Source organism: Enterobacter sp. BNK-14 (assembly GCF_047456095.1).
GTDB lineage: Bacteria > Pseudomonadota > Gammaproteobacteria > Enterobacterales > Enterobacteriaceae > Enterobacter > Enterobacter kobei.
Genome location: NZ_CP179897.1, coordinates 2,048,317 through 2,063,861, shown reverse-complemented (window position 1 = coordinate 2,063,861; position 15,545 = coordinate 2,048,317). Strand labels below are relative to the sequence as shown.

At 54.9% G+C, this 15,545-nt stretch carries 15 protein-coding genes; 7 read left to right on the top strand and 8 right to left on the bottom strand.

The window, feature by feature from the left end; genetic code table 11:
• Positions 1 to 12: 12 nt before the first annotated feature.
• Positions 13 to 1,488: a TrkH family potassium uptake protein gene (locus tag ACMGGM_RS09810; protein WP_014885240.1), complete on the bottom strand. Its 1,476-nt coding sequence runs from the start codon at positions 1,486 to 1,488 to the stop codon at positions 13 to 15.
• Between the two features lie 200 nt (positions 1,489 to 1,688).
• Here ACMGGM_RS09810 and ACMGGM_RS09805 point away from each other — a divergent pair, with 200 nt between their 5' ends.
• Positions 1,689 to 3,860 (top strand): YgiQ family radical SAM protein, encoded by a 2,172-nt coding sequence (locus tag ACMGGM_RS09805; protein ID WP_023338788.1) that lies wholly within the window; start codon positions 1,689 to 1,691, stop codon positions 3,858 to 3,860.
• Positions 3,861 to 3,937: 77 nt separating this feature from the next.
• Here the strand turns inward: ACMGGM_RS09805 and dkgA are convergent, their stop codons facing one another.
• On the bottom strand, positions 3,938 to 4,765 hold the full coding sequence (gene dkgA / locus ACMGGM_RS09800) for a 2,5-didehydrogluconate reductase DkgA (RefSeq protein ID WP_023331306.1): 828 nt from the start codon (positions 4,763 to 4,765) through the stop codon (positions 3,938 to 3,940).
• Positions 4,766 to 4,870: 105 nt separating this feature from the next.
• Positions 4,871 to 6,034 (bottom strand): alcohol dehydrogenase, encoded by a 1,164-nt coding sequence (yqhD, locus tag ACMGGM_RS09795; RefSeq protein WP_023331305.1) that lies wholly within the window; start codon positions 6,032 to 6,034, stop codon positions 4,871 to 4,873.
• A 195-nt stretch (positions 6,035 to 6,229) separates the two neighbouring features.
• Between yqhD and ACMGGM_RS09790 the strand changes: the two genes are divergently transcribed.
• Positions 6,230 to 7,129, top strand: a complete 900-nt coding sequence (locus ACMGGM_RS09790; protein WP_014885236.1) for an AraC family transcriptional regulator — start codon at positions 6,230 to 6,232, stop codon at positions 7,127 to 7,129.
• Positions 7,130 to 7,175: 46 nt separating this feature from the next.
• On the opposite strand, the gene yghB is transcribed toward ACMGGM_RS09790, so the two are convergent.
• A complete protein-coding gene (yghB, locus tag ACMGGM_RS09785) occupies positions 7,176 to 7,835 on the bottom strand; it encodes a DedA family general envelope maintenance protein YghB (RefSeq protein ID WP_014885235.1) in 660 nt (219 codons plus the stop codon).
• Positions 7,836 to 7,978: 143 nt separating this feature from the next.
• Positions 7,979 to 9,166, bottom strand: coding sequence for a cystathionine beta-lyase (gene metC, locus ACMGGM_RS09780; protein ID WP_014885234.1), 1,188 nt, complete (start codon positions 9,164 to 9,166; stop codon positions 7,979 to 7,981).
• Between the two features lie 250 nt (positions 9,167 to 9,416).
• Between metC and exbB the strand changes: the two genes are divergently transcribed.
• Positions 9,417 to 10,148: a tol-pal system-associated acyl-CoA thioesterase gene (exbB, locus tag ACMGGM_RS09775; protein ID WP_014885233.1), complete on the top strand. Its 732-nt coding sequence runs from the start codon at positions 9,417 to 9,419 to the stop codon at positions 10,146 to 10,148.
• Positions 10,149 to 10,152: 4 nt separating this feature from the next.
• A complete protein-coding gene (exbD, locus tag ACMGGM_RS09770) occupies positions 10,153 to 10,578 on the top strand; it encodes a TonB system transport protein ExbD (RefSeq protein WP_014885232.1) in 426 nt (141 codons plus the stop codon).
• Positions 10,579 to 10,620: 42 nt separating this feature from the next.
• Here the strand turns inward: exbD and ACMGGM_RS09765 are convergent, their stop codons facing one another.
• Positions 10,621 to 11,070: a hypothetical protein gene (locus ACMGGM_RS09765; RefSeq protein WP_014885231.1), complete on the bottom strand. Its 450-nt coding sequence runs from the start codon at positions 11,068 to 11,070 to the stop codon at positions 10,621 to 10,623.
• A gap of 1 nt (position 11,071) precedes the next feature.
• Positions 11,072 to 11,476: a hypothetical protein gene (locus ACMGGM_RS09760; RefSeq protein ID WP_014885230.1), complete on the bottom strand. Its 405-nt coding sequence runs from the start codon at positions 11,474 to 11,476 to the stop codon at positions 11,072 to 11,074.
• A gap of 104 nt (positions 11,477 to 11,580) precedes the next feature.
• Here ACMGGM_RS09760 and ACMGGM_RS09755 point away from each other — a divergent pair, with 104 nt between their 5' ends.
• A complete protein-coding gene (locus ACMGGM_RS09755) occupies positions 11,581 to 12,084 on the top strand; it encodes an ESA_00282 family adhesion-associated protein (RefSeq protein WP_008499806.1) in 504 nt (167 codons plus the stop codon).
• 81 nt (positions 12,085 to 12,165) lie between these two features.
• Positions 12,166 to 12,654, top strand: a complete 489-nt coding sequence (locus ACMGGM_RS09750; RefSeq protein ID WP_014171606.1) for a TIGR00645 family protein — start codon at positions 12,166 to 12,168, stop codon at positions 12,652 to 12,654.
• A gap of 44 nt (positions 12,655 to 12,698) precedes the next feature.
• Here the strand turns inward: ACMGGM_RS09750 and ACMGGM_RS09745 are convergent, their stop codons facing one another.
• A complete protein-coding gene (locus ACMGGM_RS09745) occupies positions 12,699 to 13,739 on the bottom strand; it encodes an aldo/keto reductase (protein ID WP_063943576.1) in 1,041 nt (346 codons plus the stop codon).
• Positions 13,740 to 13,996: 257 nt separating this feature from the next.
• Between ACMGGM_RS09745 and ACMGGM_RS09740 the strand changes: the two genes are divergently transcribed.
• A complete protein-coding gene (locus tag ACMGGM_RS09740; RefSeq protein ID WP_014885228.1) occupies positions 13,997 to 15,544 on the top strand; it encodes a methyl-accepting chemotaxis protein in 1,548 nt (515 codons plus the stop codon).
• Position 15,545 lies beyond the last annotated feature (1 nt).

Here is a 15,545-nt window from a genome sequence, read left to right as displayed (position 1 = left end):
GCCGGGAATGTGTTATGCCCGCCAGAAAAAGCGCGAGAACAGAATCAGCACCGGGTAGATTTCCAGACGCCCTAAGATCATCGCCGCGCACATCAGCAGTTTTGCCCCTTCGGTTAAGGTGCCAAACGTTGATGCTGTCTCGCCAAAACCCAGCCCCATATTGTTGATACAGGCGGCAACCGTGGCGAATGACGTAAACAGGTCATAGCCCATCAGATTAAGCGCCCAGACAAAAAATCCGGTAATCATCACGTAGAGAAAAAAGAAGCTCCATACCGAACGCAGAACGCGTTCATTCACCACGCTTTTGCCCACCTTAATACTCAGCAGCGCGCGCGGATGAGCCAGCTGATTCATCTCCTGAATACTCTGCTTAAACATAATGAGAAAACGCAGCGCTTTGATCCCGCCGCAGGTCGAGCCGACGCAGCCACCAAAGAAGCTGGCGCTCAACAGTAAAAAGATGGTGTGGGCAGGCCATTGGGCATAGTCGGCCGTCGCGAGACCGTTATCGGTCATCATCGAGCTGGCAAGGAAGAAAGCGTGTACCAGGCTATCCGTGGGGTTGTACATTCCCGCATGCCAGACCTGCCAGGCGGTGATGAGGATAATCACCGCGGCGGCACTGAGAAAGAATTTGACCTCCGGGCTGCGGCGGATCGGCTTCAGGGTGCGTCTGACAATGGCGACGTACCAGAGGGTAAAGTTAAAGGCAGAAAGCAGCGAAAAGGCCCCGGCAACCAGTTCAATTGCGTGGCTGTCATAAAAGCCAATGCTCTCGCTGCGGGTAGAAAACCCGCCCAGTGACACAGTTGAAAGCCCGTGACAGATGGCGTCAAAAACGGGCATCCCCGCCAGCCAGTAGGCCAGCGTGCAGGTCACGCCCAGCGCGAAATAGGTCAGCCACAGGGTACGCGCAGTATCGGCAAGCCGGGGCGTCAGGCGCTCCTCTTTGAACGGCCCGGGCATTTCTGACTGATACAGCTTCATGCCCCCGATGCCCAGCAGCGGCAGTACCGCGACGGCCAGCACGATGACGCCTAACCCGCCAATGAAGTTGAGCTGGGCGCGATAATAAAGGTACGACTTAGGCAGGGCGCTGACGTCCCCGATCACCGTTGCCCCGGTGGTGGTGATTCCGGACACCCCTTCGAAGAGCGCATCCGCAAAAGAGAGATGCAGACCATCATCCATCCAGAGCGGCATGGCGCTGATCACTGAAAACAGCAGCCAGAACAGCACAATGATCACGAAACCGTCACGGGTGCGCAGCTGTATGCCAGCGTGACGGGTCGCCCGCCAGGTTAACCCCCCGAGGCTGAAAAAGGTCAGAAACGTGGTTAAAAACGCAAAGTAGGTCCGCTCTTTGTGCAGCAGGGCAATGACCATCGGCGGCAGCATTGAAAGGCTGTACAGCAGAACCAGGAAACCGCAGAGGTGGAGCACAACCCGCAGTTGAGACACATGTAACGAATCGTTGAACTTCACACGGAAACTCCACGCCAGAATGCCTCCCGGCGGCAGAGAACCGGAGGCGTCAGGGGTAATTATGATGCAAAATTAACAGGGCGCTGTATTTTAACGACTTCCGCGATTTTATGTCTGCTTCCTGCATCCTTTTCTTCAAATTGGATGGATGAACAGCGTATAATCCCGCTCCTTTTGTCTATTTTTTCTTCGGAAGCATTATGAGCGCCATTTCCCTGATCCAGCCGGATCGTGACCTCTTCTCCTGGCCCCAGTACTGGGCGGCCTGCTTTGGACCGGCGCCGTTCCTGCCGATGTCCCGGGAAGAGATGGACCAACTTGGCTGGGACAGCTGCGATATCATTCTGGTCACAGGCGATGCCTATGTTGACCATCCGAGTTTCGGCATGGCCATCTGCGGCCGTATGCTCGAAGCGCAGGGCTTCCGTGTGGGGATCATCTCCCAGCCTGACTGGAACAGCAAAGACGACTTTATGCGTCTGGGTAAACCGAACCTGTTCTTCGGCGTGACCGCGGGCAACATGGATTCGATGATCAACCGCTATACCGCCGACCGTAAGCTGCGCCATGACGATGCCTATACGCCGGATAACGTGGCGGGCAAACGTCCGGACCGCGCTACCCTCGTCTACACCCAGCGCTGTAAAGAAGCCTGGAAAGACGTGCCGGTGATCCTGGGTGGCATTGAGGCGAGTCTGCGCCGCACCGCGCATTACGACTATTGGTCAGATACCGTTCGCCGCTCGGTGCTGGTGGATTCCAAAGCCGATATGCTGATTTACGGCAACGGTGAACGTCCGCTGGTGGAAGTGGCGCATCGTCTCTCGCAGGGTGAACCGGTGAGCAGCATCCGCGACGTGCGCAATACGGCCATCATGGTGAAAGAGGCGCTGCCGGGCTGGAGCGGGGTGGATTCCCGCATCATTGATATGCCGGGCAAAATCGATCCTATCCCACACCCGTACGGCGAAGATTTGCCGTGTGCGGATAATAAACCGGTTGAGCCAAAGAAAGCGGAAGCAAAGGCGATTGTCGTGCAGCCGCCGCGCCCGAAACCGTGGGAAAAAACCTACGTGCTGCTGCCGTCTTACGAGAAGGTCAAGGCTGACAAAGTTCTCTACGCCCATGCGTCCCGTATTTTGCACCACGAAACCAACCCGGGCTGTGCCCGCGCGTTAATGCAGAAGCACGGCGAGCGCTTTATCTGGATCAACCCGCCAGCGATCCCCCTCTCCACCGAAGAGATGGACAGTGTCTTTGCGCTGCCGTACAAGCGCGTACCGCATCCGGCGTACGGCAACGCCCGCATCCCGGCGTATGAGATGATCCGTTTCTCGATCAACATCATGCGCGGCTGCTTCGGCGGGTGTTCATTCTGCTCTATTACCGAGCACGAAGGCCGTATTATTCAGAGCCGCTCTGAAGATTCGATCATCAATGAGATCGAAGCGATTCGCGACACGGTGCCAGGCTTTACCGGTGTGATCTCCGACCTTGGCGGTCCAACCGCGAACATGTATATGCTGCGCTGTAAGTCGCCGCGCGCGGAGCAAACCTGCCGTCGTCTCTCCTGCGTCTATCCGAGCATTTGTGAGCATATGGACACCAACCACGAGCCGACGATCAATCTCTATCGTCGCGCGCGCGACCTGAAGGGCATCAAGAAGATCCTGATTGCCTCCGGGGTGCGTTACGACATCGCCGTGGAAGATCCGCGCTACATCAAAGAGCTGGCGACCCACCATGTGGGCGGCTACCTGAAGATTGCGCCGGAGCACACCGAAGAAGGTCCGCTGTCGAAGATGATGAAGCCGGGTATGGGCAGCTATGACCGCTTTAAAGAGCTGTTCGACACGTATTCAAAGCAGGCGGGCAAAGAGCAGTACCTGATCCCGTACTTTATCTCCGCGCACCCCGGCACGCGTGATGAGGATATGGTGAACCTGGCACTGTGGCTGAAGCAGCGTCGCTTCCGTCTGGATCAGGTGCAGAACTTCTACCCGTCACCGCTCGCCAACTCGACGACCATGTATTACACCGGCAAGAACCCGCTGAGTAAGATTGGCTACAAGAGTGAAGAGGTGGTGGTGCCAAAAGGGGATAAACAGCGTCGTCTGCATAAAGCGCTGCTGCGTTATCATGACCCGAAAAACTGGCCGCTGATCCGCCAGGCGCTGGAAGAGATGGGTAAAAAACACCTCATCGGTTCACGCCGCGACTGCCTGGTACCGGCCCCGACGCTGGATGAGATGCGCGAAGCGCGTCGCCAGAACCGCAATACGCGCCCGGCGCTGACCAAGCACACGCCGATTGTGCATCAGCGTTCGAACGGTAATTCGAATGCGAAGAAGCCCGTGAAGCGCAAAGCGTAAATAAAAAACCCCGGCAAGCCGGGGTTTTTTATGTAGACACGTAGGCCGGGTAAGGCGAAGCCGCCACCCGGCTTTTTTTAACCGCCAAACTGATCCGGGTCCGGCCCTAAGCGTTTGCCCTTCTCCAGCTTCGCAATCTCACCCAGCTCATCTTTGTCCAGGCGGAAATCCCAGACGTCGAAGTTCTCGGCAATACGTGATGGCGTGACTGATTTCGGAATAACGACCAGGCCGTTGTCCAGATGCCAGCGAATGACGATCTGTGCGGGCGTTTTGCCGTATTTATCCGCCAGGTCGCGGATGATTTTCTGATCGAAGACCCCCTCGCCACCCTGCGCCAGCGGGCTCCAGGATTCGGTCTGGATCTTGTGGGTCGCATTCCAGGCGTGAAGCTGGCGCTGTTGCATCAGCGGGTGCAGCTCGATCTGGTTAATCACCGGTGCGATGCCTGTCTCATCAATCAGGCGCTGCAGGTGATGAACCTGGAAGTTACAGACGCCGATGCTTTTCACCAGCCCCTCTTTTTGCAGTTCAATCATCCCTTTCCAGGCATCAACATAATGGTCGATGGCGGGAACCGGCCAGTGCATCAGATACAGATCGACGAAATCGAGCTGAAGTTTCTCCAGACTCTCCTGCAGGGCTTCGTGAGGGCGTTTTTGATCGTCATTCCACAGTTTCGTGGTAATGAATAATTCATCGCGGGGGACGCCGGCGCTGGCCAGTGCAGTGCCTACGCCGTCCTCGTTTTTGTAGGCGGCGGCGGTATCAATTGACCGATAGCCGACTTCCAGGGCTTTATGAATGGCGGAGACGACCTCGTCGTTACCGGCTTTCCATACACCTAGCCCCAACTGGGGCATCACGTTGCCATCCTGCAGCTTGATTACGGTTTGGTTTGCCATTTTTCCTCCTTCAGGTGCGCATCGCCGGAGGGGGGCTCCGGCGATGGGGTGTGCATTAAGTCTGGACGAAATGTCAAAAAACGAAAGTCGGGAGGACAAAAACGCTTAGCGTGCCGCTTCGTAGATACGGCGGCTGACGTCCAGCGTAATGTCACCGTGCTCGCCCAGTTGGGTCATGCCGTGCGCGTCGAGTTTCTCCAGCAGAGCAGGGATAGAACTGCCATCCAGGCCGTAGCCAGACAGGCGCGTTGGTACGCCCAGGCTTTCGAAGAAGTTGCGTGTCGCTTCGATGGCCGCATCAATACGCGCATCGTCAGAACCCTCTGTGATGTTCCACACGCGCTCTGCGTACTGCAGCAGTTTGGCGCGTTTGGTATCCCGTTTTTCGTTCCACAGCGCAGGCAGAACCACCGCCAGGGTCTGAGCGTGATCGAGACCGTGCATCGCCGTCAGTTCGTGACCCAGCATGTGGGTCGCCCAGTCCTGCGGCACGCCAGCGCCAATCAGACCGTTCAGCGCCTGCGTAGCCGCCCACATGACGTTGGCACGAACGTCATAGTTTTCCGGCTCTTTCAGCGCTTTCGGACCTTCTTCAACCAACGTCAGCAGAATGCCTTCCGCGAAACGATCCTGAATTTTGGCATTCACCGGGTAGGTCACGTACTGCTCAACGGTGTGAACAAAGGCATCAACCACACCGTTCGCTACCTGACGTGCAGGCAGGGTATAGGTGTAAACCGGGTCGAGGATAGCGAAGACAGGCTGCACGTGCTCGTTCATAAAGGCCTGTTTGTCACCGGTGGTTTTACGTGAGATCACTGCGCCTTTGTTCGATTCGGAACCGGTGGCTGGCAGGGTCAGCACGGAGCCCATCGGGATTGCGCTTTTAATGTCGCTGCCGCGGGTTTCCAGGATGTGCCACGGGTCAACGCCGTCAGCGTAGTGCGCTGCCGCCGCGATGAACTTCGTGCCATCCAGAACGGAACCGCCACCGACCGCCAGCAGGAAAGTAATGTTTTCTTCACGGGCGATTTTTACCGCATTCATCAGCGTTTCGTAAGACGGGTTTGGCTCGATGCCGCCGAACTCACGCACGTCCAGACCGTCCAGGGCGCTGTAAACCTGATCCAGCACGCCGGTTTTTTTCACGCTGCCGCCACCGTAGGTGATCAGGACACGCGCATCAGCGGGGATCTGCGCACGCAGGTCAGCGATTGCGTCTTTGCCAAACAGAATGCGGGTTGGGGTATGGAGATTAAAATTGTTCATTGCTCGTTCCCTTTAGTGGGTGAAAAACCGTGGCGGCACTGATGCCTGCCTGATGCTGCACATTGTGGCGGTCCGGGGCTATGCTCTCAATGCACATTCCTGCCAATGTCTTGCCCATTTCTACAGAGCGCTGGAGAAACCTCGGGAAAGTGCGCAAACTGTGAAAGTCGGAAAACGTACCCGGAGTAACGAAAAATGAACCGTGAAGCGATCTGCCATCAGCTTACCGCGCAGATTAAGAGACTGATAGATAATGAAAATAGTGTCAGCGATCAGTTGCCTGATATTCGCCTGCTCTATGGCACGCAGCCCGGGACGCGCACGCCAGTGATGTACCAGCCGGGCATCGTTTTTCTCTTTTCGGGCCATAAAATTGGTTATATCAATGACCGCGTGTTCCGCTACGACACCAATGAATATCTGCTTCTGACAGTACCTTTACCCTTTGAATGTGAAACTTTCGCGACAGAGGAGGTCCCGCTGGCGGGTATTCGCGTTAATGTCGATATCCTTCAGTTGCAGGAACTGCTGATGGAGATAGGCGAAGATGAACTCTTCCAGCCGTCGATGGCTTCAAGCGGGATTAACTCGGCCACGCTGTCTGAAGAGATCCTGTGCGCCATCGAGCGTCTGCTGGACGTCATGGAGCGGCCGCTGGACGCGCGTATCCTGGGCAAGCAGATCATTCGCGAAATTCTCTATCATGTACTGCTGGGCCCCGGCGGGGGAGCGCTGCTGGCGCTGGTGAGCCGACAGACCCACTTCAGTCTGATAAGCCGCGTGCTCAAGCGTATTGAGAGCCAGTACACGGAAAACCTCAGCGTCGATCAGCTCGCCGCGGAAGCGAACATGAGTGTCTCGGCGTTTCACCATAACTTTAAATCGGTGACCAGCACCTCGCCGCTGCAATACCTCAAGACCTACCGGCTGCATAAGGCGCGGATGCTGATGATCCACGACGGCATGAAGGCCAGCGCGGCGGCAATGCGGGTGGGCTATGAGAGTGCGTCGCAGTTTAGTCGGGAGTTTAAGCGCTATTTCGGCGTCACGCCGGGAGAAGATGCGTCGCGTATACGAACGATGCAGGGCGCCTGACGAGAAACGTATGCCGGGTAAGGCGTAGCCGCCACCCGGCTTTTGTTTATGCGCTGCAGTACTTTTTCTTAATCACCACCGCAATGGTTCCCACCAGCCCGGCTACCAGCAGGAAAATCGGCAGCACCATCAGGAAGGTCATGACCTGATCTTCGTGGTGTTTCACAAAGGGGATCATATTCAGCGCGTAGCCTAACGTGGTCACGACCCCCACCCACAGCAGGCCGCTCAGCCAGTTGAAGAATTGAAAACGGCGGTTCGACAGGCCGGAAATACCCGCCATGGTGGGCAGCAGGGTGCGAATAAAAGCCAGAAAACGTCCGGCCAGCAGCGCCAGCAGGCCGTGTCGGTCAAACATACAGGTCGCCCGCTGATGGTATTTATGCGGTAACTGCGCCAGCCAGCCTTTCACGACGCGCGTGTTCCCCAGCCAGCGGCCCTGCAGATAGCTCAGCCAGCAGCCCAGGCTCGCGGCAGAGGTGAGGATAACCATCGTTGGCGTAAAGTCCATAACGCCTTTACCGATCAATGCCCCGGCAAGCAAAAGCAAACTGTCACCGGGTAAAAACGAGGCTGGCAGTAATCCATTTTCCAGAAACAGCGTTGCGAACATCACGAAATAGACGACGCCTATAACGTGCGGATCCGCCAGTGCGGCAAAATCATGTTGCCAGAGCGCCGCGATAATATCTTGAATAACAGCCATGGACTTTCCTGTGGAACAGCAGAGATAACGCTATTGTACTCCCAATTATACCTGCCGGGATTGATCGCAGGCGCAACTCATGCAGACTTTTCTGCTTGCAGTGTTAAGAAAAGCGTCCGGGGAGTACATTTTCAGCGAGCACTCTACACGATACGTTCAAACCCTGCTGATAAATCCGCAATTAAATCGTCCACATTTTCTAAACCGATGTGCAGGCGAATCAGGGTGCCGCTGAAGTCCACTTCGCCGCCAGGGCGCAGAGCCGCGATTTGCTCCGGCTGATTAGGCAGGATCAGGGACTCAAAACCGCCCCAGGAGTAGGCCATGCTGAAGAGGGTAAAGTGATCCAGATAGTTTGCCAGTTCGTCATTATCTAGCCGTTTTTTAAGCACAAACGAGAACAACCCGCTGCTGCCCGTAAAGTCACGTTGCCAGAATTCATGGCCTTTACTGCCCGCAAGCGCAGGATGATTAACGCGCTCAACCTGTGGATGCTGAGCCAGCCACTCTGCCACTTTCAGGCTGCTTTCATGGTGTTGACGCAGGCGAACCCCCAGCGTGCGGATACCGCGGCTGGTCATGTAGGCCGTATCTGCATCGACCATCTGGCCCATCAGGTAGGCATTTTCACGCAGCTGATCCCAGCAGCGCGCGTTAGACACTGCTGTGCCAATCATCCCGTCTGAATGGCCAATCAGGTATTTCGTCGCCGCCTGAATCGAGATATCAATGTCGAATTCCAGCGCTTTAAACAACACGCCCGCCGCCCAGGTGTTGTCGATCATGATGATCGCCTCCGGCGCTTTGCTGCGCACGGCCTTCACGATAGCCGGTACGTCGTGCACTTCCATGGTGATTGAACCGGGAGACTCCAGGAACACGATGCGCGTGTTTGGCTGAATAAGTTCGGCAATGCCTGCGCCAATCAGCGGATCGAACCACCCGGTAGTGACGCCGAGTTTACTGAGTATTTTGGTGCAGAAGTCCTGGCTGGGTTCATAGGCGGTGTTGGTCATCAGGATATGGTCGCCCTGTTCCACAAACGCCAGAATGGTATTGGCGACCGCAGCCGCACCGCACGGGAACAGCGCGCAGCCCGCACCGCCTTCCAGCTCGCACATCGCTTCCTGCAGAGAAAAATGGGTTAGCGTGCCGCGACGGCCATAAAACAGCCCGCCTTTTGCGCGGTTACGCGTGGCGATTTTTTTCTCCTCAACGGTGTCAAACACCAGGGAGGAGGCGCGTTGAATCACGCTGTTAACCGAACCCTGCGTATATTTTTTGCTGCGTCCGGCCTGTACCAGCGTGGTATCAAGATGCTTCTTAGTCATGTTCGCTAACCCTGTTTTATACGTCTGGACGTCCAGACTACCACGATTGTGAAAAACTGCACCCGCATGCTTATCGAATAAGCAGAAAATATTAGCAAAAAACCGCATAAGAAATTTTTACTGCGTAAGCGCAAGGAAAGTGAGCGAAAATTACGGCACCATGCAAATACTAATGAGAACTACTATCAATTCGACGACGTTTTGATATTATTACGTTCAGATTTTGTGATTTGCGTCCTGGAGATACAGAGTGGGTAATAATTTGATGCAGACGGATCTCTCCGTTTGGGGCATGTATCAACATGCTGACATCGTGGTTAAGATTGTGATGATCGGCCTGATTCTGGCGTCCGTTGTCACCTGGGCTATCTTCTTCAGCAAAAGCGCCGAGCTGCTTTCGCAGAAGCGTCGCCTCAAGCGGGAACAGCAGCAGCTGGCAGAAGCCCGCTCTCTGGATCAGGCGTCTGATATGACCTCATCCTTCCACGCAAAAAGCCTGACCACCCTGTTAGTGAACGAAGCGCAGAACGAGCTGGAACTCTCCGCTGGCAGTGAAGATAACGAAGGCATTAAAGAGCGTACCGGTTTCCGTCTGGAGCGTCGCGTTGCGGCCGTTGGCCGACACATGGGACGTGGTAATGGTTATCTGGCTACCATCGGCGCAATTTCGCCGTTCGTCGGTCTTTTCGGTACGGTCTGGGGCATCATGAACAGCTTTATCGGTATCGCTCAGACCCAAACCACCAACCTGGCGGTTGTTGCGCCCGGTATCGCAGAAGCGCTGCTGGCGACGGCGATTGGTCTGGTCGCGGCGATTCCGGCCGTAGTTATCTATAACATTTTCGCGCGTATGATTGGCAGCTACAAAGCCACGCTCGGTGACGTTGCCGCTCAGGTTCTGCTGCTGCAAAGCCGCGATCTCGACCTGAATGCCAGCGCCGTGAAACCGGTGCATGCGGCGTCTAAACTGCGCGTAGGTTGATATTATGGCGATGCGTCTAAACGAAAATCTGGACGATAACGGTGAAATGCATGAGATCAACGTGACGCCGTTTATTGACGTCATGCTGGTTCTGCTGATTATCTTTATGGTCGCTGCGCCGCTGGCGACGGTGGACGTGAAGGTGAATCTGCCGGCCTCGTCCAGCCAGCCGCAGCCGCGTCCGGAAAAGCCCATCTATCTTTCTGTGAAAGCGGATAAATCGATGTTCCTGGGTAACGACCCGGTAACGGATGCTTCGGTTATTCCGGCGCTGGATCAGCTAACCGGCGGCAAGAAAGACACCACCGTCTTCTTCCGTGCGGACAAAACCGTCGACTACGAAACCATGATGAAGGTGATGGACACGCTGCATCAGGCGGGTTATCTGAAGATTGGACTGGTCGGCGAAGAGAAAGCGGCCAAAAAATAGTAAAGAAGCTGGCGAAAGCCGGCTTTTTTTATGTCTGTCGGTTTATGCGTTTTTATTATCCGTCTGCGCGGCAGAGGAGGTTGCCAGCGTGTCTTCGTCGAGCGCAACGCAGGTGACGTTTGAGGTACGGTACTCACCGGCTGACAGCTTGCGCGTCAGGCGCAGGGTGGCGACTTCTCTGGCAAGCAGATACTGATAGTTGGCCTCGAGCCGGCCCAGCAGCTTCTCTTTCAGCTCGGGTTGCTGCTCGATGAGGCTATTTATCACCGCACCGTAAATCTCTTCTTTGACCTGTAGCGGGTAAATCTCGCGGCGATTCTGCCATTTCAGCCGCACCAGCGTCGCCGGAATCGATACCAGGTCTTGCGTAATACGCGTCATCTCGATATTTTTTGTGTTTCTCAGGGCGTCGAGATTTTGCTTTAAGATAAATTCATCACTTTTTTTATCATCTAAAGTCAAATAAACGTCGTTGTCTTTAACTTCTTTCACGTTAATCTTCCCCAAGGGTATAAAAAATAGGGTTGTTTTTTTCACGCGTAATTAGATTAAGCCAAATTTCATTGCCCGCTTCATTTATTTCTTTTGTTTTTTCAGCCATTATTTGACTTAGTTTCTGGGCATCTATTTCGCCTTCAGCCTGGAGGTCATTCAGCAGGTGGACGAAGGCCTCAATTTTTATAGCGCGAAATAAGCGGTCTTTTATATGGCGATCGTGCTCCTCCAGCAACATATTACGGGATTTGCCAGTGCGGGAAACACCAATTAATATATCAGGCTCGAAATCGGAGAGCTTTCTTTTCCCCTGAGTGAAACTGGCCTTTTTTTCTTCTTCCGTCGGTTGCTGTTCCACAGGCGTAATGTGGTACTTAGCCGGGACGAGATAGTCGGGCAGCATTTTTTAATTTCCTTTATTTTCAACAGGGTGGGGTTGGTAAAGGCGTGAGATTCGTTGACAATATCATGAGGCAATTTTAAAATCAAAAAAAATGGAGCCAACCCATGAACAGCATCTTTTTTACGGTCATCACATTACTATTACTGACCGCTGGTGTGCTTTTATTGATGCAGGAGTTCAATAAAACGAAAGTGTCGAAAGACACCAGTGAACCTCCACAGCCTGAACTGATGACAAAAGAGGAAGGTGAAGACCATTTCTCTGTTTTGATGAACTCTGTTACGCCTGTCTGGTACTGGCGGGTAAATCACGAATATATCGACTTTTTACACGCGACAATTAAGCGTATGAAAATGTCCGAAATTAATGACACGCCCGGTCTGTTTGAGGCGCAGCGTCGTTGCAGCGACCTGAATTCAGCGGTTTATAAATATTACGACAATATCAAAAAGCGCTGTCTTAACGGAGAGAAGGTCTCGTATTCAGACCTGGACGTATTAAACCTTCGCCAGTGTTTTCGCGAGTTCAGTCTGGAAGCCTACCCCGAACTTGTGGTGCTGGTCTGGCCGGAGTATGCGCGTCCGGAGGTTAATCCGGACAACGTCTAAGTCATGAACAGTTGAGTTCTTGCAAATAGCCAGCGCCGTTGAGATATACTGGGCGCTGGTTTCTTTTGCAAACAGGACTTTATGGAACGCTTCTTTGAAAATGCCATGTACGCCTCCCGCTGGATACTGGCTCCCGTCTATTTTGGCCTTTCGCTGGCACTTATCGCGCTGACGATTAAGTTTTTTCAGGAAATCCTGCATGTTCTGCCGAACATTTTTTCCATTGCCGAAGCGGACCTGATTCTGGTTCTGCTGTCGCTGGTGGATATGACCCTGGTGGGGGGATTGCTGGTGATGGTGATGTTTTCCGGCTACGAGAATTTTGTCTCCCAGCTTGATATCGACGAGCGCAAGGAGAAGCTCAACTGGCTGGGTAAAATGGATGCCTCGTCGCTGAAGAATAAAGTGGCAGCGTCGATTGTGGCGATCTCCTCTATCCACCTGTTGCGCGTGTTTATGGACGCGAAGAATGTCCCGGATAATAAACTGATGTGGTACGTGATTATCCACCTGACGTTTGTGCTGTCGGCGTTTGTGATGGGGTATCTGGATAAGATCAGTAAGAAGTAATATGCATATCCCTCTCCCCAGAGGGGAGAGGGCATCAATCTGCACTATTTATCCGACGACGCCTGCCACAGATTCAACTCCCCATCCGCAACATGCTGGTCAATCCGCGTGAGCTCGTCCTCTGTAAAGCGCAGGTTATCCAGAGCCCGGACGTTCTCCTCAAGCTGTTCCGGACGGCTGGCACCAATCAGCACTGACGTCACGCGCGCATCTTTCAGTAACCAGCTCAACGCCATTTGCGCCATGGTCTGGCCACGCGCCTGTGCCATCTCATTGAGCAGACGAAGACTGCTCAGGTTGGCGTCGGTCAGCATCTTCTCTGTCAGCCCGCGCACCTTATGCCCTTCTCGCTGCATGCGTGAACCTTCCGGAATGCCGTTCAGGTATTTCCCTGTCAGCAGACCCTGCGCCAGCGGGGTAAAGGCAATGCACCCCGTACCGTTTGCTTCCAGCGCATCCAGCAATCCGGTCTTATCGACCCAGCGGTTAAGCAGGTTATAGGACGGCTGGTGGATGAGCAGTGGGATCTTCCACTCGCGCAGTAACCCGGCCATTTTTTGAGTGCGCTCCGTTGAGTAGGACGAGATCCCGACGTACAGCGCTTTACCGCTCTGCACGGCGTGAGCCAGCGCTGAGGCCGTCTCTTCCATCGGCGTATTTTCATCCACGCGGTGGGAGTAGAAAATATCAACGTACTCGACCCCCATGCGTTTCAGGCTTTGATCGAGGCTGGCGAGCAGGTATTTGCGTGAACCGCCTGAACCGTACGGCCCCGGCCACATGTCGTAACCGGCTTTAGTGGAGATGATGAGCTCGTCGCGGTACGCGGCAAAGTCCTCTCGCAGCAGGCGGCCAAAGTTCTCCTCTGCGCTCCCTGCCGGTGGGCCGTAGTTGTTGGCAAGATCGAAATGGGTAATGCCGAGATCGAAGGCTTTACGTAGCAGTGCGCGCTGGGCATCGAGAGGCTGGACGTGGCCAAAGCTATGCCACAGACCCAGCGACAGCGCTGGCAGGCGCAGGCCGCTCTTTCCACAATAGCGGTACTGCATCTTCTCGTAGCGGTCAGGGGAAGGGTGCCAGGACATGATGTCTCCTTTCTTATTTAATGAATTTTCGAAACAGCGTTTTTATTCTGCGTTTATCAAATCATAAATTGTTCACAGAAGCGATGACAGGGTTTAACCCCTTCATATTGAAAGGTAATAATTAACCCTGGCTGTGTGACCTGTGAAGCCGCGCTAATTAAAAATAATCACAAAAGGTTATAATTTCCGCGCTGCCTGCCGATAAAGAGAGGAGTACTCGCCTCTGGGCGAATTCACCCTCACGGCAAGGAAATCTTATGAATATGCTACGTAATTTCACGATCCGCTTCGTCATGCTGACGATTCTCGGGATCTTTTGTTTAATGTGGGCGGGCGTTGGGCTGTACAGCACCTGGTCTTTGTCACGCGTTTCAGAGGGCAATGAAGTTGATCGCCATCTGGTGAAACAGATGACGGTACTGAGCCAGGGCAACGATCAGTATTTCCGCTTCGTGACCCGCCTGAGCCGCGCAATGGAAGTCAAAGCCGCTGGCGGCACGCCCGATTTGTCCTCCGCCCAACAGGCGCTGGATAACATGGGCAAGAAACTGGCCGAGATGAAAGCGATGTCACCCGGCCCGATGGATGAGGCGATCGCATCCCGGGTGATCGGCTCCTGGCAGGCGCTGCTCGACCAGGGCGTGACGCCGCAAATGGCGCAGGCGAAGCAGGGGGCTCTGGAAGGCTACCGCCAGCAGGCCAACAACGTCACGCCACCGTTGAGCCGTGCGTTCGGTGCGGCTGCCGAGGCGTTCAACACTGCCGCTGCGAACACGCTCGACAGTACCCGCGTGGTGGTGGACGGCCTGACCAGTATGACCCGCACGGTGATTATCGTCGCCACGATTATCGGTCTGCTGATTCTGCTTTTTACCGACCGTTACCTGGTGGCGATGCTGGTAAAACCGCTGGAGCGTATCCGCCAGCAGTTCCGCCAGATTGCCCAGGGCGATCTCAGCCAGCCCATTGCGCCGTTCGGCCGCAACTGTGTGGGACAACTGGTTCCCCTGCTGAGTGCCATGCAGGACAGCCTGCGTGAAGCCGTCAGTACGATTCGCTCGGGCAGTGAAAATATCTGGCGCGGGGCGACGGAAATCTCCAGCGGCAATAACGATCTCTCTTCGCGCACCGAAGAGCAGGCTGCCGCACTGGAAGAGACGGCGGCCAGCATGGAACAGCTGACCGCCACCGTGAAACTGAACGCGGAAAGCGCGCGCCAGGCCAGCCAGCTTGCCGATGTGGCTTCAACCACTGCCAGCCGCGGCGGTTCGCTGGTGGAAGAGGTGGTTACCACCATGAGCGGTATTTCCGAAAGCTCGAAGAAAATTGCTGAAATCACCAACGTCATCAACAGTATTGCCTTCCAGACCAATATCCTGGCGCTCAACGCAGCCGTTGAAGCGGCACGCGCGGGCGAGCAGGGCCGCGGTTTCGCCGTCGTCGCGGGGGAAGTCCGTAATCTGGCAAGCCGCAGCGCCAACGCGGCCAAGGAAATTGAGGGGCTGATTGCTGATTCGGTTAATCGCGTAGAACAGGGGGCACAGCTGGTGGGCGACACGGGCACGACCATGGATGCCATCTTACGCGACGTGACGGAAGTGACGACCATTATGAAGCAAATCGCTTCCGCTTCTGAAGAGCAAAGCAAGGGCATTTCGCAGGTCGGGATTGCCATTACACAGATGGACGGCGTCACCCAGCAAAACGCCTCGCTGGTGGAAGAGGTTTCCGCGGCAGCCGCCGCGCTGGAACGTCAGACCGAAGAGCTTCAGCGTTCGGTGCAGAAGTTCCGCCTGACGGCATAAC